12 protein-coding genes are annotated in these 23,323 nt (G+C 33.8%); 4 read left to right on the forward strand and 8 right to left on the reverse strand.

What is annotated here, in order from left to right:
• Nucleotides 1–19: 19 nt before the first annotated feature.
• Both OQ292_RS28590 and OQ292_RS28595 read right to left on the reverse strand, forming a co-directional pair.
• Nucleotides 20–3,061 (reverse strand): PAS domain S-box protein, encoded by a 3,042-nt coding sequence (locus OQ292_RS28590; protein ID WP_284687726.1) that lies wholly within the window; start codon nt 3,059–3,061, stop codon nt 20–22.
• Between the two features lie 163 nt (nt 3,062–3,224).
• The gene (locus OQ292_RS28595; protein WP_284687727.1) at nt 3,225–3,803 is read right to left on the reverse strand and encodes an NADPH-dependent FMN reductase; all 579 of its coding nucleotides are present in this window, start codon (nt 3,801–3,803) and stop codon (nt 3,225–3,227) included.
• 436 nt (nt 3,804–4,239) lie between these two features.
• On the opposite strand from OQ292_RS28595, the gene OQ292_RS28600 reads away from it, so the two are divergent.
• A complete protein-coding gene (locus OQ292_RS28600) occupies nt 4,240–5,778 on the forward strand; it encodes a TolB family protein (protein ID WP_284687728.1) in 1,539 nt (512 codons plus the stop codon).
• 14 nt (nt 5,779–5,792) lie between these two features.
• On the opposite strand, the gene OQ292_RS28605 is transcribed toward OQ292_RS28600, so the two are convergent.
• Complete coding sequence (locus tag OQ292_RS28605) at nt 5,793–8,189, reverse strand: ABC transporter permease (protein WP_284687729.1); 2,397 nt, start codon at nt 8,187–8,189, stop codon at nt 5,793–5,795.
• Nucleotides 8,190–8,414: 225 nt separating this feature from the next.
• Between OQ292_RS28605 and OQ292_RS28610 the strand changes: the two genes are divergently transcribed.
• The 3 genes from OQ292_RS28610 to OQ292_RS28620 all read left to right on the forward strand — a co-directional run bounded on the left by OQ292_RS28610 (nt 8,415) and on the right by OQ292_RS28620 (nt 10,859).
• Nucleotides 8,415–8,969, forward strand: coding sequence for a DUF1572 family protein (locus tag OQ292_RS28610; RefSeq protein ID WP_284687730.1), 555 nt, complete (start codon nt 8,415–8,417; stop codon nt 8,967–8,969).
• Between the two features lie 136 nt (nt 8,970–9,105).
• Nucleotides 9,106–10,434 carry an L-fucose:H+ symporter permease gene (gene fucP / locus OQ292_RS28615; protein ID WP_284687731.1) on the forward strand — a complete coding sequence of 443 codons (1,329 nt, stop codon included), beginning with the start codon at nt 9,106–9,108 and terminating at the stop codon, nt 10,432–10,434.
• Nucleotides 10,435–10,496: 62 nt separating this feature from the next.
• Complete coding sequence (locus OQ292_RS28620) at nt 10,497–10,859, forward strand: DUF2237 family protein (protein WP_284687786.1); 363 nt, start codon at nt 10,497–10,499, stop codon at nt 10,857–10,859.
• Between the two features lie 15 nt (nt 10,860–10,874).
• Here the strand turns inward: OQ292_RS28620 and OQ292_RS28625 are convergent, their stop codons facing one another.
• From OQ292_RS28625 to OQ292_RS28645, 5 genes are all read right to left on the reverse strand, one after another.
• Nucleotides 10,875–11,846, reverse strand: coding sequence for a PorP/SprF family type IX secretion system membrane protein (locus OQ292_RS28625; RefSeq protein ID WP_284687732.1), 972 nt, complete (start codon nt 11,844–11,846; stop codon nt 10,875–10,877).
• Between the two features lie 4 nt (nt 11,847–11,850).
• Entirely contained in the window at nt 11,851–17,880 is a 6,030-nt protein-coding gene (locus OQ292_RS28630) for a T9SS type B sorting domain-containing protein (RefSeq protein WP_284687733.1), read from the reverse strand.
• Nucleotides 17,881–18,229: 349 nt separating this feature from the next.
• The gene (locus OQ292_RS28635; protein ID WP_284687734.1) at nt 18,230–20,872 is read right to left on the reverse strand and encodes an ABC transporter permease; all 2,643 of its coding nucleotides are present in this window, start codon (nt 20,870–20,872) and stop codon (nt 18,230–18,232) included.
• Entirely contained in the window at nt 20,869–21,213 is a 345-nt protein-coding gene (locus OQ292_RS28640) for a helix-turn-helix transcriptional regulator (RefSeq protein ID WP_284687735.1), read from the reverse strand. Before OQ292_RS28640 ends, OQ292_RS28635 begins: the two co-directional genes overlap by 4 nt.
• A 138-nt stretch (nt 21,214–21,351) precedes the next feature.
• Nucleotides 21,352–23,043: a serine hydrolase domain-containing protein gene (locus OQ292_RS28645; RefSeq protein WP_284687736.1), complete on the reverse strand. Its 1,692-nt coding sequence runs from the start codon at nt 23,041–23,043 to the stop codon at nt 21,352–21,354.
• Nucleotides 23,044–23,323 lie beyond the last annotated feature (280 nt).

The raw sequence follows: 23,323 nt of genomic DNA on the forward strand, positions 1-23,323 counted from the left end.
GAAATAAAATTATTTTCATTTATTTCAATGGAAAAATGATTTTGAAAGTAGTTCCAATATCTTTTTCTGTTTTAACTTCCATTCTTCCTTTTAACATCTCTATGTGAGATTTTATAAGAAAAAGGTTAATGCCTTTCCCCGGTATTTCAGGATGAAATCTTTTATATAACCTAAAGGTTTTGTCTGTTACCTGTAATGGAAATCCGATTCCATTATCTTCTACTTCTAAATATACGTTGTTGTGTTTTGTGTAACTTCTAAGAGATATTCTCGGCTCTATTTTAGGTTTACTAAATTTAATTGAGTTGTGAATAAGGGTTTGTAAAATACTTAAGATATAGCTTTTTATTGAAAATATAGATGGACATTTAGAAAAGTCAGATACAATTCTTGCACTTGAATTTTTAATGTTTACATCCAGCATAATTTTTACCTGATCTAGCTGCTCTTCAAAATCTACAAGCTCTTTTTTCTCTCCAATTTTTTTCTTATATGCGAGAATATGATTTAAATCTTTAATTATTTCATCGAGATTATTTGCCGAAGTTGCAATGTGTTTAAATAAATCTTGCGGATTGCTGCCTTTTGCTAATTCTGTATTGATGATGTCTGTTAATCCCAATAGCCTAGCTACAGGAGCTCTTAGGTTATGCGAAGTGATAAATGCAAATTGCTCTAACTCTTCATTTTGAGTGAGCAAATGCTGAATCATAGACGAACGCTCGTGCTCTTGTTCTTTCCTCGAGGTAATATCTTTTTGATGCGAAACATAACAGCTTACTTCTCCCATTTTATTATAAATAGGCGAAATAGATAATTCTACCCAATATGGTGAGCCAGCTTTGGTATAATTAATCAGTTCTTCTTTAACAGGTTTTCCTTTAATTAAGGCAAGTTTAATTTTATCTAACACCTTTCTATCAGTGTTTTCACCTTGTAAAATTCGTGGACTTCTACCAATCAACTCTTCGGCATAGTAACCAGTCATTTTTTCGGTAGCCATATTTACATATATAATCTCTGGCCCAGGTGAGTGTAGCGGTTCAGCTTTTGTAACAATAATTCCATCGCTGGTATTTTTTACGATGTCTTCATACATGTTTAGCTGAATCTGTCTGCTATGAGAATCTGTTACATCTGTAAAGTTGCATGAGATAAATTCATGACTCTGTCTACCTACATTTTTCATTGGTATAAACACAATTTCGTAGGTACGCGGTTTCTTATAACCCGGAATCTTATTAGTGCTGATTAACTTTAGCTTTTTACCTGTAAATGCTTCTCTTACATACTTTATAAAATAAGTGTTTTTACATGGGAGATGGTATTCGTCTAGTTTTAAATGTCGTCCTAAATAAACTCCGTTCAAATTCATAATGAGCTTGTTCGCCTGCTCATTATAATATTTTATACTGAGTTCTTGATCGATTATAAATGCAGCATGAGAAAAACTATTAAAAAAAGCATTTAGTAAAGACCTTTCAGACTTGAGCCATTTAATATTATCTACATAATGTGTTAACTGAGTCGAGTTATTATTTTCAGACTCAAGCAACTTATGGTAAGAGCTCTGTAGGTTTTTAATTACTTTAAACTTTTCTTGCTTAATTTTCTCCTGTTTGGTAACATCATTATTTGTTAGCAACAAAAATTGATGCTCATTAGCAAGTTCCAGAAGTGTAATTTTAGTATTTATTGTAACTTGCTCACCTGTATGGTTTGTATAGTTCCAGATATTTTCAATGGTAGAATTACCGATTGCTGAATTTAGATTTTGCACCAAAATTTCTGATTCGTAAGCATCATAAATGCTTTTAAAATTATCTCCAGTTTGTATGTTGAATAATTTTTTGCTCGAATCATTTAAAATTTCTATAAATCCATTTTTATCGGTGACTATAATGCTACTCTCTAGTTGATTAAATATTTTCTGATAAGCTGATACTTCTTCTTCTCGTATTAATTTCTTTCTATTTAACCGAAGAGGTTTTACCAAACTAAAAAAGCCGAGTAATTCTCCAGAGTCTGAATTAATTCTAATTTGCTTTAAATTATAGTTTTGAAGCTTTTCGTCACTTAATTTTAATTGGGCTTCGCATTCAGCTTCACCTAGCTTTAAACACTGTTCAATACTACTATCTATCTTGGCTTTTTCTTCTACAGCTAGAGCAAAGTCGCTAATTACAGCATTATTATGTGCTTCTATCTGTTGTATGTTTTTCTTCTTCAGAAAAAGCACCTTTCTATCGATTCCAGAAAAGAAAAAAGAAGTATTTTTATGTTGAGGTATATCCAGTTTTATTTCTGGACGTAAATTCGAAAAAATAAAAACCTGTCCTTCTTCTCCATCCATCTCAAATGTAATAGCCTTACAAAAGATAAAATGATAAGTACCAACTGTATTCTTAATTCTAAAAACCGCATTTTTCTTTTCTGTTTTACTTCCTGGCATTAAAAAGAACTGCTGAGCATAGTTAACATCAGCCGGATGAATGATTGCCTCTAGAAAAGAAAATTCGTTTACATCTTCATCTGTTCCAGCATATTTTTTAAATTGATCACTGGTATAGAAGCTACTAATTTCCGTATTGATATTTAACAAGGCTGAGACTTCAAAAATATCCATCAACTCGTTTACCTCTCTCACACTCAGCGTAACCTTCTTTTTCTCAAGAATATTTCGTTCTTCGAAGATGAGAATAACCGCAAAATTTCCATTATTCAGTTCTAAGCCAAAATCTGAATACACATTGTAATCCTCTAGCTTTTGTTTCTGAAGATATAGCTCACAATCAAAAAAATTGAGTTCACCTTTCCTAAAAGAATCTTTTAAGTCTAGCAAATCAAGCTGAAAAGTATTATTATTTGCATCTTTACCACTGAAATCTAGTGAATGATTATTTTCTTCAAAATATTCTTTCCAAATATCTGAAGTATAGTTTGCAGTAATAATTTCTTTTAACTCATCAACTATTAAATAAAAATTATTTGATTCTTTCACCTTTCTAATGAAATCGATCAAATTATAGCTTTTAGAACTAAGCTCGCTAGTTTCTTTCATGCTTAATACTTTAGTTAAGACTGTATGGTAATTCTACTCCTAACATTTAAAACTAAGCTTATGAATACCTCATCTATTACTTTATATAGATAAAATAACCTAAGTGAATTTACCAAAAAATATGTACGTTAGTATCGAGAAAACAACCGAGTGATTATAGTAATTAGCTCTTATCATGTTTTAATCGTTGAGTTTTGAGGGCCTCTAAATACCACTCAAACTCGTCCAAAAATTTTTTAGTTTTTAATAAAATTGACTGATTATCTGTTATTCCATTTTCATTAAAATTGACCGATACTTTGGGTATTGGAAGAGTTGTGGGAATGCTAGGCATACCTAACTCAGCCAATATAGCGCGCAAATGAACTGCTGCTCTTACACCTCCAAAAGCACCTGCAGAATAACTAACAATAGCACTTGGTTTATAAAAGTATTCTGATTGATAATGATCTAAAAGATTTTTTAAAACTGGTGGGATGCTATGATTGTACTCTCCTGTTACAATAATAAAACCATCAGATGCAACTAATAAATCTGCGATTTTTTGCATTGTTTCAGGAGCTGTACCAGCTTCATATTCTTTAAACATTTTATCAAGAAAAGGTAATGGATACTCTTGCGGATCAATAAAATTTACCCGTACCTGTCTTTCTTTCAATTTGTTTTGGATATAATATGCTGCTCTTATACCTGCTCTGTTAGTTCTAATTGAACCATAAAAAATAGTAACAGTAAAGTCCATATATACGCCTCCAATTAAATTTATCTTATAATCATAAATTATTAAAGTTAATTATACCTATAATATAGGATAATACTGGGTAAGAAAGAAATGATTTCAAATATTTTGCGAAAGAAAGTAAGTAACAATTTTTAATTAGTCACTTGTTTGTTATAAACTAAAAGTTTGTATTTCTGTTCAAGAAAAAATTAAAAAATGCAGAAAATATGTAATTGAGTAAATGGAGCCTATAATATATTAGAATATTCACATTTTTGTGAAATATCTTTTTACTTTTTAATTGTTTTAAAATTAAAAAATTTACCACCAATCCAACATTAATTTTTCCTTAATTTTTCTAGCTTCAGCAAGTTTTTTTCACTATTTAATGGATTAATTAGAATATAATATTTGTTCATCATTATATTCAATGTTATATAAGCAGAAAATAATATTTATGAAAATGAAACTATACCTAGTTGCAATCTTTATGATTTGCACGCAAACAGTCTATTCTCAAATGCCCGATAAACTATTTCCCCAAAGCAAAGATATTGGCAAACCAAAAATATCAGGATCATCTGTTTATCATCCAGAAGACCAGAGTTACTCCATAAATGCTTCTGGCTATAATATTTGGTTTGAAAGAGATGAATTTCATTATTTGTATAACACAGTAGAGGGAGATTTTATCTTTACTACCAATCTGGGTTTTGAGAAAGAAGGTTCTGATCCTCATATGAAAATTGGTATTATGCTTAGAGCATCCGAAGAAGATAATGCTGCTCATGTAAGCGCAGTACTTCATGGTGATGGCTTAACTGTAATGCAGTGGAGGAAACTAAAAGGTGCTTTTATGCGCGATCCACAAGATGAAATTTTTGCTCTTAAAAAAAATTACCAAATTTTACAGCTAGAAAGAAAAGGCGATGAATTTATATTGCGTGGTGCTCACAATGGTGAACCTTTGCAAATTATTGGTTCTCAAGTTTTACCAGATATGCCCGATAAGCTGCTAACAGGACTATTTACCTGTTCTCACAATCCCAATGAAACCGTAGCTGGAAAATTCTGGAATGTGAGGTTAGATAAACCAGAAATTAAAGATTACGATCCGTATACAAGTGGCTTTTTGGGTTGTCGTATGGAAACTATGAATGTATTTGATGGAAAACGAAAAGTAATTTTTGCTAAAAAAGACCGCTTTGAAGCTCCTAACTGGATGCCCGATGGCAAAAAAATACTTTTCAATATGGATGGAGGAATTTATACTATTCCTGTAGATGGTGGAAGTCTTGAAAAAATTAATACTGGAACTGCAAACAATAATAACAACGACCATGGGATTTCATTCGATGGAAAGATGTTGGCAGTTAGCCACCACCGCGAAGGATTGAGAGAAGGTGGATCTACCATTTACGTTTTGCCTCTTGAAGGAGGAACACCTAAATTAATTACAGAAGAAACACCTTCTTACTGGCATGGATGGTCTGCCGATAATAAAGATGTTGTGTTTGTTGCTAAAAGAGGAGAAACAGAGAGCTTTAATATATACAAAGCAAGTATTAAAGATTCGAAAGAAACGCAACTAACTTTTAACAACAATACTCATGTAGACGGCCCAGAATATTCACCTGATGGTAAATACATATATTACAATGGAAACCAATCTGGAACTATGCAGGTTTGGAGGATGAAACCAGATGGCTCAGAAAAAGAACAACTCACCTTTGATCAATATAATAACTGGTTTCCACACATCTCACCAGATGGTAAATGGATGGTCTATTTATCTTTTACAGAAGATATTGAAGTAGACGCCCACCCTTCTTATAAAAGGGTAGAATTGAAACTAGTTCCTTTGCTAAAAGGTGATTTTGCAGGTGCACCAAAAGTTATCGCCTACCTCTACGGTGGACAAGGTACTATAAATGTACCCTCTTGGTCACCCGACAGTAAACATATTGCTTTTGTAAGTAATTCTGGGAAAGAGTAATTTCGTACAGTTTGTTATTCTTCCCTCATACTACTTGCCGGATTGGTACTCGCAGCTCTAACCGATTGGCTACTCACTGCTAACAATGCAATGATGATTACCAATAAACACGGAATGAAAAAATAGAGCCAATTGAGTTCAATCCGGTAAGCAAAACCATTTAACCATTCGCTGAGTAAGTAATTAGCAACTGGAATGGCTGCCACAACGGCAATTAGGATAAACTTCATAAATCGCCTGTTGAGCATATACAAAATTTGCCAGTTACTAGCCCCAAAGGTTTTTCTAATTCCGATTTCCTTAGTTCTTTGCTGAACTGCATAGCTAGTTAAGGCCAAAAAGCCTATACAAGAAATAAAAGTGACTAATGCTGCAAAAAAAGCAAATAACCTCGAAAATTGTCTTTCAGATTTATACTGTTTGTTGTAAAATTCATCGACAAAGAAATAATTAAAAGGACTATCTGGAAACAAAGACTTGTATACATATTCTGTTTGCTCCATTATAGCCGAAATACTATTTCCCTTTAATTTTACAGAATAGTAATTCAATGGATCTCCATAAAAGAAAACTGTTGGTGTGATTTCCGTTTTCAAACTTTCGTGGTGGTAATCTTCTACTACTCCCATAATTTGCCCTAAACTTGTTCTTACTCCTACGATATCCTCAGGCTTATCATAACCAAAAGCTTTCATTGCAGTTTCATTTACTATTGACCAATCGCGAGATGGTGTAGTAAAATCTTTACCCGCCAATAAAGAAATTTGATATTGGTCGAAAAAGCCTTTTGTAATGGGTAAGCTTTTAAAAACACCTTCTACTGATCGAGAATCTATTTCTACCTGACTGTTATACATAAAAACACTTTCTCCCGGAACGGAAGCTGTACCAGTAACACTTACTACACCTGCAAGTTTTGTAGCTTCATTTTGAAATTGTTCAAAGCTATTGTCATACTTATAATGGAAAACTTTAGGTGTATTAATAATCACAATTTTTTCTAGATCCATTCCTGTGTCTGACTCTTGCATAAAATTTACTTGTCTGTAAACCAAAAAAGTAGCGATGAGGAACAGTGTAGAAACTGCAAATTGTAATACAATCAATCCGTTTTTAAAACTTAAAGAAGAAGTGCCTTCTGTAATCTTGCCTTTAAAAATTGTTGTGGGCTTAAATGCAGAAATAATTACCCCTAAATACAAACTACAGCTCAATAAAAGCAATATAAAAAAGGCAAAACAGAAGATTGGAAAGCTGTAGTTATTGAAAACTAAATTTGTAGTATTAATATCAAAATAGCTTTCTAACAATTCATTTAAAGAAGTGAGCAATACAATTGCCATTATAAAAGCTAACAAATTGGTTATAGCCGAATCCAATAAAAACTGAACAAATAACTGTATTCTATTGGCTCCAGATACTTTGCGCACACCTACTTCTTTAAGTCTTTTTAGAGATTTAACTATCGTAAGATTTACAAAATTGATATAAGCAATAATGAGTAAGAATGCTGCAATTCCACTTAAAAACCAGAGATTAGATTTACTGCTCACGGCTTCCGACTCATGAGAAATGCCTTGTGTAAGGTGAATATCTGTGATTGCTTGTAAGCTGTACTTCCAAGACATTTTTTGCTCATCCCACATTTCTTGATTGGCTCCTGCCGCAAACTGATTCAGCCCTTTTTCGACATCTGAAATTACCGAATTCTCTTTTAGTTTAACATAAGTGTAGGTTTCATTCCATTGCCAAGACTCATCAAAACGATGACCTACAAATTCAAACAAGGTAGAATAAGCAATCAAAACACCTGGTTTAATATGAGTATTTTGAGGAAAATCTTTAAAAACTCCACTCACAGTAAACTCTGCACTACCATCTAAATTAGAAGCATTAATTTCAATTGTTTTACCTATTGGAGAAGTATCTCCATATAATTGATTGGCTACACTTTCCGAAATTACAATCGTAAATGGCTTACTCAACACTTCTGCTTGGTTTCCTTCTGCCAGTTCAAATGAAAAGAGTTTAAAAAACTGATCGTCTGCCAAAAATAAATTTCTTATAGAGGCTGCATTATCTTTATAAGAAACTATACCATCTGGTCCTAGAATCACCATGCGAGAAATATTTTCTACCGCAGCTTCATTTTCTTTTAGTAAGGTTCCAACAATGGGAGAAACACGAGCACTCGCAGAAGTTTCTTCTTTTTCACTATTAAAGCTCATGTTTACTCTATAGAGAGCATCAGCATTTTTATGGAATTTATCATAACTCCACTCATTACTTACATATCTGAATATGAAAAAAGCAGCAGCCATAGCTACTGAAAGTCCAGTAATATTTATAAGACTAAAAAATTTATTATTCCACAAATGCCTTAGCGAAATCTTAAAGTAATGTTGTAGCATGATCTTATTTTTTTAATCAGAGGATAAAGTATTTAACCTAAATATTGACTTTGTAGATCATATAATCAAACGCTTTGCAGTAAGATGAAAAAATAGTGCAGTAAAAATAATTCCTCATTCAGGATTCTAAAATCTAGAAATTCAAATTAAATGATTTAAAAAATGACAACATAAGTGTATATTTAGAGAAGTTGAAACTAGTCGTCTTAATTAAATTTACAACACATGCAAGATTTCCTTTCAGGCACTATCAAACTTTTTAAATACTATAAATCATTAGGAGATAAAACATTTGAGCAGATCACAGAAGACGAAAAATTCTTTTGGCAATACAATGAGCAAAGTAATAGTATAGCTATTATCGTAAAACATATGCATGGCAACATGCTTTCTCGTTGGACAGACTTTTTAACTAGTGATGGAGAAAAAGAATGGAGGCAAAGAGATGCAGAGTTTGATAATGATATTAAATCCAAAACAGAACTTCTTGAAAAATGGGATGAAGGTTGGGCTTGTCTAATGGATGCACTTGAAGCATTAAATCCCGATGATTTAAATAAAACAATTTACATTAGAAATATGGGCCATAGTGTAGTTGAAGCTATTACTAGGCAGCTAGCACATTATTCTTCTCATGTGGGGCAAATTATGTTTCTTGGAAAAATGATAGCAGGAAATAACTGGCAATCATTATCTATAAGTAAAGGAAACTCTGAAAAATACAATCAGGAAAAGTTTTCACAACCAAAACAAAAAAAGCATTTTACAGAAGAATCATAAACTGTTTGAGTGAAAAAAAGCTTTATTTTAATTAATAAACACTTTTCTGTTTATATATTCGGATTTTATGTCTAATTACTTCATTACAGAACCTTATCGGCTTTCTCTATAAATATGAAAATAATCTAAGTAAATAATGAACTCCACAACAGAAACCAAGCTTACCAAAACACCACTAATACCTTTTATAGTAGTTACCTCACTTTTCTTTTTATGGGGCATAGCCAATGACTTGACCAACCCAATGGTTTCCGCTTTTAAGAAAGTAATGCCCGAGCTATCCAATTTTGAAGCCGCATTAGTCCAATTGGCTTTTTATGGTGGTTATGGCACTATGGCACTTCCGGCGGCATTTTTTATCAGAAAATACAACTATAAATCTGGAATAATACTGGGCTTAGGACTATATGCAATTGGTGCATTGTTATTTTTACCAGCTGCTGAATATGAGAAATTTGGTTATTTTCTAGCTTCGCTTTACATTCTAACATTTGGACTTGCATTTCTTGAGACCACCGCAAATCCTTTTATTCTTTCATTAGGGAAACCAGAAACTGCTACACGTAGACTTAATCTTTCTCAAGCTTTTAACCCAATGGGATCTCTTTTGGGAATGCTTACCGCTCAACTAGTCGTGTTGGATGCCCTCCGATCTGATGATTATACACCAACAGCTTACGAAGCTCTATCTGAAGTAGAAAAAGTAGCCATAAGGCAAAATGATCTTGAAATTATTAGTTTGCCATATATCGCATTAGGCATATTAGTAATTGTGATTATGATCATCATGTTTTTTATAAAAGTGCCTGTTACGAGAAACGACGCTAAACTTTCGATAAAAGCTACCTTTAAACTTTTGTTTAAAAACCCAAGATATTACGAAGGTGTAATTGCCCAAACTTTTAATATTGGTGCCCAGATAATGTGCTGGACGTTCATTTTCCAATATGTAGACAACCTAAATGCTACAAGACCAGAAGACCAACAACTTACAGCAACATGGTATAATATGGCAGCAATGGTTACATTTCTTTCTAGTAGGTGGATTTGTACTTGGTTAATTAAATATATAGACCCTGCAAAACTCATGATGATTTTTGCTATCGGTGGAGTTGTATTCTGCTCCGGAACTATCTTTATTGGGGGGACTTTTGGCTTATACACATTGGTTGCTGTTTCTGCTTGTATGTCTTTAATGTTCCCAACCATTTATGGCATTGCACTAGATGGAATGGGCGATGAAGCTAAACTGGGTTCTGCCGGGTTAGTAATGGCAATTGTAGGTGGTGCGCTATTACCACCACTCCAAGGAAAAATGATTGATATTGGAGGACATGGACTTGCTGATACTGCAATTCTTGGTTATATTCCTGAAATCAATTTTTCTTTTATACTACCATTGTTATGTTTCATTGTTGTTAGCATATATAGTTATCGCTCCATTGCAACTAAAAGTAATATTTAAATTAGTTACTATTCTCCTTTTGGAGTTTAAATTTATAAGCTAATATTCTTAATCTGATTATTATAGGTATGGCAAAAAATGTATTAGGTGAAGAATTACAATTATGTTGTAATAAGCCACTTACAGGGTTTTATCGTGATGGATATTGCAATACCGGTAATGAAGACCAAAGCTCACATGTAATTTGTGCCCACGTTACAGAAGAGTTTTTGAGGTTTAGCAAAAGTAGAGGAAATGATTTAATTAGTCCTATGCCTCAATACAATTTCCCAGGTTTAAAAGCAGGAGATTGTTGGTGTTTATGTGCATTGAGATGGCAAGAAGCACTTGAAGCAGGAGTAGCTCCACCAGTAAATCTTGTGGCTACTCATGAGAAAGCATTAACTTTTGTAAGCTTAGCAGATTTAATAGAGCATTCGGTTTAATACTCGTTTAATCTCTTACCAAAATTTATCAGGACAAAGAACATTCAATCTGGTAGGCATAGTTAATCCAATTACTATTTCATGTGAACCAGAACTGTATCTTCTTATATCTGAAGTAGTTAAATCATAAGAGTAACTAACTTCTAACCAGTTTTGTAATTTATAACCCACCATTGCCGAGACAGCATCTTGGAATCTATAAGAAACTGCGCCCCACATGGTATCTGCATACCAAACTTTTAAGTTTAAATCAAAATGGCTGTATGTAGGTCTAACAGATTTTATGAGTACAGAAGGTACTATTTTCCAATGGTCTTTAAATGGAATTCTGATATTATAGCCAAAATGTAAAAAATAATGATTGTATAGCTTTCCTTCTAATAAAGCACTATTATCATTTACAGAATAAATTTTTGACCTAAATATCTGACTCATAGATAAGCCTGCAAAAAATCTTTCTGAATAAAGCCATAAACCTAAGGCACCATCTGGTGATAGTTTTGAACCAGTTGCTGCCAACACTGCCGGATCGTTTGGGTTTGATAAGGTAATTTTATCTAGATCAAGTTTATTCTCAACTACTCCTAAAAATACGCCAGCAGAGAAAAACAATTCTTTGTTTAATGGTAAATGATAAGCATAAGAACCATATGCACCCTGTCTACTAAGCGGACCAGTAACATCATTAAATACATAACCTCCTGCTCCATGGTGTGCTCTCACTCTTCTCCTTCTGTAATGAATATTACTTATTTTATTCAGTGGTGCATTTACACTTGCAAAAAAAGTTTTTGGAGAATTTTCAAAACCTACCCATTGGGTTCTATAACCTGTCTTTATGTCTATTCCACTTCCAATACCTCCAACTGCCGGATTCAGCGTATAGTTGTTTACATTATACTGGGTATAATGTGGCCTTTGCTGTGCTGATAAACTCAGTGAAGTAAATAAGGCTATTATCAATAAATAAAAAACTCTGTAAATCATTCTTCTATCTTATAATAGTAATAGAACCCTTATATGCAGGAAAACCATCTTTTAAATCGAGTACATAATAGTAAGTACTTACTGGCATCTCGTTTCCATCTTTATAGAATCCGTTCCATGGATTTAAATAGCCTGGCTCAGATTGATAAATCTTTTTACCCCAGCGGTTAAAAACAGTTACAACTGCTCTTGGGTATTCATCCATCATATCAATCTCCCAGTAATCATTTATTTGATCATTATTTGGTGTAAATGTGTTTGGTACAAATAGTCTTGGTGTAACTGTTACCACAATAGAATCTGTACTTAAACAGCCTTCTATAGTTGTACCTGTTACATAATAAGTTGTAGTTACCACTGGTGAAACTACCGGATTAGAAATATTTGGATTACTAATAGTTGTATCTGCAGGAGACCAAGTGTAATCTGTTCCGAATTTTACTCCTAATTCAGTTGAGTACCCTTCTCTAATAGTTCTATCTTCTGCTGCTTCAATTGGTGTTACATCTCTAAATTCTACGAACTCTGCCGAAGAAGTATCATTACAAAAACCATCTGTTACCCAAACTCTGTAGAAGGTCTCTTCAGGGGGAGTTACACTTAATGATGCCACATTTCCACCATCAATACTTTCCCACTCTTCACCATCTATAGAAGATTGCCATTGTACTCCAGCATAAATATCTGGAACACTAAGATCAATTGGTTGGCCAGGACAAACCGGATTTGGAGTTATGGTTAGATCACCTTGAAAAGCAAAATCTGAAATATTAATGATTATAGTATTAGAAGCTACACTTGGTGCTCTCAAACATTCTTCTGAACTAGAGAAAATTACAAATACTTCATCTCCATTTTCAAGATCACTAGATGAAAATGTCTCACTTGTTTTCACCATACGATCATTTACAAACCATCGGAAAGTCGGGTTCTCACCACCATTATTATAAACTGGAGCTATTAATACCTCTCTAGCATCGCAATATAGACTATCTGCTGTAATTGCAATTTCTGGTGTATATGTTTCTTTTACATGTACATAATAGACAAATGAGTCCGCAGAACATTCTAAACCGTTAATGTGTAACCAAACTTCTTTGTCTCCTGGTGTATCCCAAGTTACTTCACTAGCATTCAACCCATCTTCTGTAATCGCTTCACCTCCATCATAATCCCAAGTGTAGGTTATTCCTGGAATATTATCTCTTATTCCTAAATCGATAGTTAAAGGTTGTTCTGCACAAACTGTATCCATTTTGCTATCAAAACCGGAGAAATCCATTATGTAAGTTCCTTCAGAATTGATCTCTGACAAACAGCCACCATTATCAATTTGAAGTGTAATTCTTTGAGAACCTGTTTCTGTCCAAGTAACATAATATGTTTCTAATGAAGGTTCTTTTACCACATTTGCTGCTGTACCAAAATCCCACATATAAATTGAGCCTGCTTCAGCTTGACCCGTAAAAGTAATTTCTACAGGTTCTCCTAAACATGCAGCTGGAGATACAGTAAAATCGGGAACTGGTTCTTCTAAAACTTGTACTGTTTCTGTAAAAGTAACATCAGGACATGTTCCTCCTCCAATGGTGAGTTCAATATTTTTCTCTCCTGCATCTAACCAATAAACTTCGTAAGAATCATTTCCAAGATTACCCGAAGGAATACCTCCATCCCAATCCCATGTTAATACTGCTCCATCTTCTTTCGATCCATTAAATTGAACAAGTACAACTTCACCTTCGCAGAAAGTATTTTTATTAGGAGTCAATGTAAAGCTTGCTTCACTTGCAACTTGAATCGTAGCAGAATATATTGGAGTAATACAGCCACCATTATCGATCATAAGTGTTACTTCTTTTGTACCACCCTCTGCCCAAACTACATTATAATCTTCGCCAGTAGCACTAGAAGCTGCAACTGTTGCTGTTCCTCCATCAAAATCCCATATAAAATCCCAAGTTGCATCGTGAGTCCCTGTAAATGTTACATTTGCAGACTCGCCCACACAAGCCTTTGCATCTAGATCAAAAGTAGCAACAGGTAGTTCATTAATTTGAAAATCTCGATTTTCTGAAATTGTACCACAACTACTAATGATATCTAAAGTAACAGTTTTAGTACCCGGATCAGGCCAACTAATTTCATACTCATGTTTTCCAGGAGTTTTAGTAATATTTGCATCAGTATCAAAATTCCAGTTAATAGAAGCTCCTGGTTCAACATAACCATCAAAACTTATAGTAACTACTTCATCCTCACATAGAATATCTTTTGCTGCTAAAATGTCAAACCCATCAGGATCGGTAACAAATATAGAGTCTGTAAATACTTCTGATACACAACCATTTTCTTCTATTTGAAGAGAAATATATTTGGTACCTGCAGTAGTCCATCTTAATGAGATTGCTTCGTTACCAAGACTGTTAATTATTTCTGCATCTCCAAAATCCCAATCGAAGTCGGCTGCACCGGCAATACTTCCATCGAATTGTAATAGAATACTCTCATTTAAACAGGCATATACAGGAACTATAAATGCTGCTACTGGAAGTGGGTTAACAGTAACTTGTAAAACAGTATCGGTAATACAACCATTATTATTTACAGTTACATTAATGTCTTTGTCACCCGCAGTTTCCCAAATCATTTGGTAAGTATTTACAGCAATTGAATCTACTTGCGTTGCGTCTGCAAAATCCCAAGTAATTACTTGCCCATCTATCACTGTTCCTGTAAATGCGATTGAAGCAGGCTGGGTAGTACAAACTGGTTCAGAAACTTCAAAGCTTATAACTGGTACTTCACCAATTTGAATACTCTTAGATGTAGTATCATTTGGACAAACAACACCTTCAACAATTAGATTAATTTCTTTTGTACCTGCATCAGCCCAATAACCTTCATAAGTATCTGTGCCTGTTAGCTCAAAAGTTCCTCCACCAAAATCCCAAATTAGATTTGCTTCTGGCTCTGCAACTCCAGTAAATGTAATTCTCACAAATTCATCTAAACAACCTTGATTGATAGTTTCAAGCAAGAAATCAGACTCATTATTTACTGTAATACTTTGTGTAACTGTTTCAGAAATACAACCATCTTGCTCGATATATAAGCTAATATCTTTTACTCCACTTTCTGTCCAAACAACCAGATATTCTGTATCTGAAATTTTAGTGGCGTCTCCTCCATCCCAATCCCAATAGAAATCTGCATCATCATTTGCTGTACCAGTAAAAGTGACAAGGTTTGCATCAAATCTACAAACTAAACTAGATGGTAATTCGAAAGCAGCAATAGGAGTAACTGCCACATCTATTACCTGAAATGCTGTATCTGAAGGACATAAAACTCCTTGAGCAATTACTGAAATTGTTTTTTCTCCTGAAGTGTCCCATGTAACAGTATATTTTTCTGATGTTCCATCTTTCACCGCTACACCCCCATCAAAATCCCAGATTAATGTAGCTCCATCTTCTAATGATCCTGTAAACTCTATAGTAGCAAAACCTGGATTACAAACTGTGCTTAAATCTGCTTGTAAATCGAAAGCTGAAAAATTATTTACCTGAACTATTACTGTATCTACAGCTGAACAGCCAGTAATTTTATTAATTGTTTGAAGTGTTACTTGCTTAAAGCCACCATCTGGCCAAGTAACAGCATATTCTTGAGTACCAGGAGTTCTTACAGCAGTTCCACCATCAAAATCCCAGTTAAATGTGGTAGTAGATAGTAAACCATCTCCTCCATATTCAATTAGAATATTATCAGTTGCACAACCTCCAACTGGCGCATTAATTACTGCAGTTGGTGTACTTTGAATTTCAATTTCTCTTACTAATTGTGCTGAACAACCATCCAACTCTACATCTAATGTAACAGTCTTAGTCCCTTCTGTATCCCAAGAAATTATGTATTGCTGATTATCTAAGTCCTCACTTATAACTGCGCCTCCATCAAAACTCCAATTAAAAGTAAGTCCACTTGAAATCAATTCTGCATAGCCAATAGCTACTTCAGAATATTGGCAAGCTGTTGAAGGCATTAAGAATGTAGCAAGAGGAGTTTCTTTAACTAAAATGGTTTGTGCTACTTCTTCTGATAAACAATTATTTTCAGAAACTGTAAGTCTGACTGTTTTTTCTCCAGGCTCAGCCCAATAAACTGAATATGTCTCACCAGTGCCAGTTTTTGATGCTATACCTCCATCCCAATCCCAATTATAGGTTGCAGAGTTTGCAGCAGTTCCAGTATATTGAACTATGGCTTCAGTTGGTGTACATACCTCTGTAGGTATTGAAAAGTCTGCTGTAGGTATTGGCCAAACATTTATCTGACGGCTATAAGTATTTGAAATACAGCCTCCATCTTCAATTTGTAAGGTTACTGTTTTAGTTCCAATTGTATTCCAGCTTACTTCATATATTTCTTCATCTTCTGATACTTTAGTTTGACTACCTCCATCAAAACTCCAATTGAAAGTTGCATTTTCTCCTGCACTTCCTGTAAATTGAATAAGGGAAGTTTCTGTAGTGCCACACACATTTAAATCTGCTGAGAAAATAGCAACAGGATTATAAACTTCGATATCTTGAGAAAACTCAGATAAACATCCATTTTCTTCTACCGAAACAGAAATAGTATAAGTACCTACTGAACCCCAACTAACTAAATAATTTTCTCCCGTTTGCTTGTTGGCTGTTCCACCACCAAAATCCCATGTTGGTGTACCTGTGCCAGAATAACTTATAGTTGCCTGATTTGGAAAACATACGCTCGTTGGAGCATTAAAAGAGGCAACTACCTGTTCCGTAATTGCAATATTCTGTGAAGTACTGGTTGTACAACCACTTTGAGTAACATCTAAATTAATAGTTTTTACACCAGTCGAATTCCAGATAAGCTCATAAGTTTCGTTTCCTAACGGATTTACATCATCAGCACCACCGAAGTTGTTCCAATTAAAATTAGCTGTTAATGGAGTTGTTCCTGTGTATTGAAGCGTAATTGTACCACCTGCACAAGTGCCACCAGTTAATGTGAAATCTGCAGTTGGTAAAGGATTTACATTGATGGTTAATGAATCTCTAATGTTATAACATCTTCTATCACATGGGGTACCTGTAGTAGACTGAACCCAATAAATTGTTGTATCTGTTGGAGCTACAAATATACTAGTAGTTGTTTCGCCAGTACTCCATAAATATGTACCATCACCACCAGAAGCAGTTAACTCAACTGTTTCACCTACACAAATGGTACTTCCCGGATTGTCTGATATTAAAACATCATTTTTTATTTGAGAGATATTGTAGATTTCTTCAATTTGAGTAGCATCCATTGCTTCATCATAAAAACGTAAAAAATCTATTTTACCTGAAGCTTCTTCATTTGGAGTACCAGCAGGACCATCTTCGAATAATTGAAAATCGTTATCCAAATTAGAAAAACCTGCAGTTGATAATCGCATTTCTTCTTGACCATTCAAATAAACAATCATTTCAGAAGTTGCATCATTTCTAGTAATGGCAATATTTATCCATTCTGTAACATTGTTAACCTCGGATATAACAGTTGTGCCTTTTACCAGATTTGCTGCTGCCGAAGAGTTTTTTGTTTGGAAGACCAATCTATTGTCAGAATCTAAATATAATCCTGCATCTGTACTTGATTTAAACCTTAAAATTCTTCTTCTTCCTGATGGACTATTGGATGCACTTGTAAATTGAAAAAATAATTGGAGTGAATAGGTATCAGTAGGTAAATTATTCTTTTTAAGATTCAATCCTGAACCGTTTGAAAAAATGTAGATAGAATCTGTTCCATAACATACTCCATCGCCTGAAATGTAATTCCCTAAATCTCCTAACTCTTCGAGATCATGAATTCCTGCAGCAGGATCATCATTTTCCAGATTACCATCAAAATTATAGCAGGCTACCGGAAAGGGAGTTGTTAACTGCCCGAAACTGGTACCATAAAAAAATATACAAATCGTAAATATTAGATTGGATAAAATTTTATACCTCATGCCTTGCCATTTATCTTACTTGCTGAACGAAATAAAATTATTATCTATATCAACAGGGTGTACTATGTAAGCTTTAATGACAATTTGAAGATATAATACATAGGTTTTCTACTAATATTTAAGCTTTTTTATTTTAAAAACTGAAATACTATGTATTTAAGCCACTTTTTATATTTTTTCTATAAAGATTTATTAATAAATGGGAAAGTTCGATTATTATTTCCTTGATGTATTTTATTAAGCAACATTGCTGAATAAATAAAACTAATTAGCACTTATTAAGAAAGGTACCTGCATAAAGCAGTAATAGGTACATTGTTATAGCATATATCGTTTAAATTCTTGTAGATTAGTCACTTTTCAAATTCTTTACAGGATTCACCATTGCACTTTTTAAAGTTTGTAGAAAACCTGAGAGAATGGCAACAAATACCACCAAAATACCAGAACCTACAAAAATCCAAATACTTAATTGAGTGTGATAGGCAAACTGTTGAAGCCAATTATCCATAAAAATCCAAGAAAACGGTATGGCTATTATCAAAGAGATTAAAATCAATTTTAAGAATCCAGAGCTGACCAACCATAATATAGATGGAACTGAGGCTCCTAGTACTTTTCTTATACTGATTTCTTTTTTGCGTTGTTCTGTAGCAAATGCGACCAAGCCTATTAAACCCATGCTAGCTATAATGACACATACAATAGAGAATATGTAAAATATTTGAGAAAACCTCTCTGTAGATTCATATTGACTTTGAATAGCTTGATCGAAGAATCGATAATCGAAATAGGATGCAGGAAACATAGCTTCCCAATGCTTTTCTACAAGAGCTAAAGCTTCTTTGGGAGTACCATTAAATCTTACTGAAATTACAGAAATATTCCCTCCATTTAAAAAAAGACTTACTGGCTCTAGAGAATGTGCTAATGAGTTATAATGAAAATTCTTTACCACTCCTACTACATTTCCGGCTCTGCCCATCTGGCTAAAAGGCTTGCCAATGGCATCGTCAGAACTTTGCCAACCAAAGTTTTTCACCGCCACTTCATTTAATAAAAATGCATTTGAGTCTGCTGGTGAACTACTCAAATTTCTGCCAGCAATTATTTGCATACCGAAAGTTTCCAAAAAATTCTCATCAATCCGCACATTATATAAACTAGAATTAATTTGTTTACCCTCTCCGTTTTCTGTCGTTGCTAAACTATTCCCCAAACCATTTACCAATACATTTCTTGAAGCTGCTACATTACTTATATTTTTCTCTTGTAATAAAACCTGTTTAAAAACTTCAAATTTGTCTTTCACTTCTTGGCTCCCGTTTACTTTAAGCATCAACACATTTTCTTTATTCAATCCCAAATCTTTATTCTTGATAAAAGAAAACTGCTTGTTAATCATCAATACTCCTGAAAGCAAAAAAACGGTAATCACAAACTGACACACTACGAGTAACTTTCTTAAGCTTGCACTTTTGTTTCCGTGTCCAACTAATTTCTTCATACTATTGAGTGGTGAAGTTTTAGAAAAAACTATGGCTGGATAAATTCCTGAAAGCAAACCTGCAATAATGGTTACTAGCAAAAGATAACCTATAGTTTGCATATTAAGAATTTGAAGCTGAGCTCTTCCAGTAATCATCGAGAAAAGTGGCTTGAATATTTCCATAAGAAATACTGCAAGTATTAAGGCAAACAAACTTGTAAACACTGATTCGGCTAGATGTTGCAAGAATAGATGACTTTTCTGTGCTCCCAATACTTTTCTAATTCCACTTACAGATTCTTTTTTTACCGAAATCGCAGTGGAAAGATTTACATAATTGATAATAGCCAACAACAAAATGCAGAAACCAATAGAAGCGAAAATCCAGATGCTTTGTCTGTTGCCTGTAGCTCCAAGCTCATAACGCAAATCAGAATCTAGATAAATAGATTTTAAGTTTTGCAAACTGAATTCATAAAACATATTATACTGCTTCATGCTATCACCCATGTATTTATTGATAAACTGAGGAAGCTTATCTTCTAAAAGTTCTGCACTCACATTCTCTTTTAGCAAGAGATAAGTATAAAATCCATTAAAAAACCAACCATCAGATTGTAATACCTGTGGTTGTACAGTTTCGAGTGTGCTAAATGAACCCAATGCCTCATATTGTATATGCGAGTTTTGCGGGCAGTCTTCTACAATTCCAGTAATTTTATACTCCGCTCCTTGGTTGCCAGCATCGTACAAAAACATGGTAATGGTTTCACCAATTGGATTTTCATCACCAAAATATCTTCTTGCCATGCTTTCTGAAAGTACCAAACTAAATGGTTCTTTTAAAGCTGAGTTTGCATCTCCACTTTTCAGTTTGAAATCAAACGCATCAAAGAAAGAAGGATCGGTAAATAACAAATTATTTTCTGCGATTAAGGTCGTGTTTTTCTTCACCACCGCATTATTTCTATCGAACCGAACAGCTGCTTCAACCTCTGGAAAATCTGCTAACAATTGTGGGCCAATTGGTGGTGAGGTTACTGCTTGTTGAAAAGTTTCTGACTCTGTTTGTACCCCACCTGCTAATCTATATATGCGATCGCCTTTGGTATGAAATGCATCATAACTCAACTCAAACTGTACCCACAGAAATATTAATGCAAAAGATGCCAAACCAAGTGCTAAGCCTGATATGTTGATGATAGATTGTGTTTTTTGCCTTTTGAGGTTTCTGAGATAAACCAATAGATAGTTTTTGAACATAGGAACAATGTTTAAAGTGAGGTAATCCTTTTTTCTCTTTTTAAAAAAGAATGGTCTGAAATAATGAACAGCATCAAACAGATATAAAAGCTTGGCTTTTTGTAAGCCTTTTTCTCTCACATTCTCATAAAAAACTTCTGCTAGATCGCCTTCAATTTCTTCCAGAAACTGTTCGTCACAAAAGTTCTTAATCAAAGCGAATATCCATTCCGGAGGATTAATGTCTTTGGGTGCTTTCATATTTTTCCGGGTTTTATATCGAATGCTATATCAGGAATTTGTTTCCATAATCTTTGGCGCATCTCCATAGATTCCTTGAGCACCTTTTGGCCATAAGTGGTAACTTTATAGAACTTCTTTCGCTTACCTCCACGCTCCTTACTGGGTTCTCCAAAATAAGATTCTAGATAGGCTTTGTCTTCTAATCTGTTTACAGCAGCGTGTACTGCGCCAATGCTAATTTTTCTTCCGGCTTGGTTTTCTAATTCTTTTTTAATCATTACTCCATAAGCATTGTCATACAGCACGCCTATTGTGAGTAAAACCAGTTCTTCAAATTCGCCTAGATATGTTCCTTTCATCTTTTATAAGATTCTATTAATTTCATATTTGTATATAAAATTAGAAAAAATTTTAATTTACTCCTATTATATATTTCATAAATGTATATAAAATAGAGATGAATGGTTAGATTTTATTTGAAATGGAAATCTTAAAAATTACAGCTTATTAAATAATAGGTTCCTTACTCGGCCATTCGAAACTTTAAAACCGATCACCATTCCATTACTATTTCTAATAAAATCGATGATGTGATAGGCATAGAATGAACTTTGAAAAGTATCTTTCTTAATCGGATTGAATTCCATATCGCTTATTCTGATATGTTTTGCGATGAGTTTTTCATTCTCAACCACAAAGTTTAGTGTAGTTTCTAATTCTTCACTATAATATAAACCAGCAAAATTTTCTAGTTCTTCAGGAGTATAAGCTACTGAATCGAAGGATTCGAAAATAAGAGGCTCTCCTTCATTCTCGATTACATTCATAAATTTTTGATCGCCATTATTCTCGAATTTCACAGTAAGGTCGATGTTATCCCCTTGCATCTTAAATTCATTATCGCTTACTGGGAGCAAATCACTTTCGTTGCCTTCCCACCTAAAATATCTCAAGGTATCATTCTTTACATAGATTTTTCTACTGTAGTATTCTTTTGGTTGCCAATAATTACCACTAAACTTTGCAAGTTTTTCAGCCTTTAGCTTTTTGTATTTTACTTTGGGTTTTTCTTCTTTTTCAGGTAGTTGATAATATTTTTCTAAATACAAATCTGCCACTCGATTGGCTAATCCACCCGGATTAAAGTTTGCCAAATTACTAAGCACCACTACCGCAAACTCTTGATCTGGATATCTCAATAAAAATGTTCTGTATCCAGCATCTGCTCCTCCATGCGAAACCTGATTTAATCCTTTATATTTACTCACAAACTGACCAAGTGCACCACCAAAAGTTTTGCCGTTGTTTAAAACAGCCAGTGTATTCATTTTATCTATAATTTCTTCGTTTCCAACTTTTGGTTCAATAAAATTCATAGTCCACAAGCTTAGGTCTTCTACAGTTGTAAATAAGCTGGTTGCACCCACATTAGCATAGCTTAAAACACTTTTTTTGTAGGTATCTCCATCGAGATAATAAGAGTACGATCTGTTTTTTACAATTTTTTCGTGGTCATCGTAAAACAATGAGTTTGACATTTTGAGAGGCTCAAAAATTCGTTCTTTAGTAAACTCAGCGAAACTTTTACCCGAAACTCTGGCTACTACTTCTGCTAATAATGTAAAACCTGAATTGCAATAGAGATACTCCTCTCCCGGCTCAAAATTTAGCTCTTTTTGTTTACTTATTAATTTTAAAACATGCTCTAGTGTAATTACATCATCAAATCGCCAGCCTGCCATTATCAATAAACTCCACTGATCTCTAAGCCCGCTAGTATGAGTAGCCAAATGCCTTAAGGTAATCGATTTGCCAAAATCTGGAATTTCTGGAATGTACTTTCTCACATCATCATCTAAAGACAATTTGCCATCAGCTTCTAGTAACAATGTAGAAAATGCTGTGAATTGTTTTGAAACAGAAGCCACATGAAAAATTGTAGAAGGTCTATTGGGAATATCGTATTCTAGATTAGCACTTCCATAACCTTTTTTATAAACAATTTCTCCAGCACTTACCACTGCCACCGTTGCACCGGCTTTCTCTGGATTATCCCATTCGGTGAAGAGACTATCTATCTTTTCACTAATTAACTCAGTATGTTTTGGGATTTTTGTAGATTGAGCAAAGATTAGATTTAAGTTGCTAGTAGAAGCAATTAAAAAAGCAACAAGTAAAAAAAATTTCATTTAACGACGGAAGAAAGAAGTTTCAAATTAAGTTTAGTGGCATTCTAGCAAATAAAGTTTTCAAGAAGCTAGTATAAATATACCTCTAAATAAAGATATGGTCATTTTTTGTGGAAAATATCTACCTAAAAATTCATTTACATCTTATTTAAAAATAAGTGAAAACTTTTGTGTGACTTATTGAAATAAGCTGGTCTATAAGCATAGCGAGACGAAACAAATATTTTGTTTCTATTTATTAATCTGATATAGAACATGTTAACTATTTGTATCTTTCTTT

Origin of the sequence: Chondrinema litorale (assembly GCF_026250525.1) — a bacterium.
GTDB classification, from domain to species: domain Bacteria; phylum Bacteroidota; class Bacteroidia; order Cytophagales; family Flammeovirgaceae; genus Chondrinema; species Chondrinema litorale.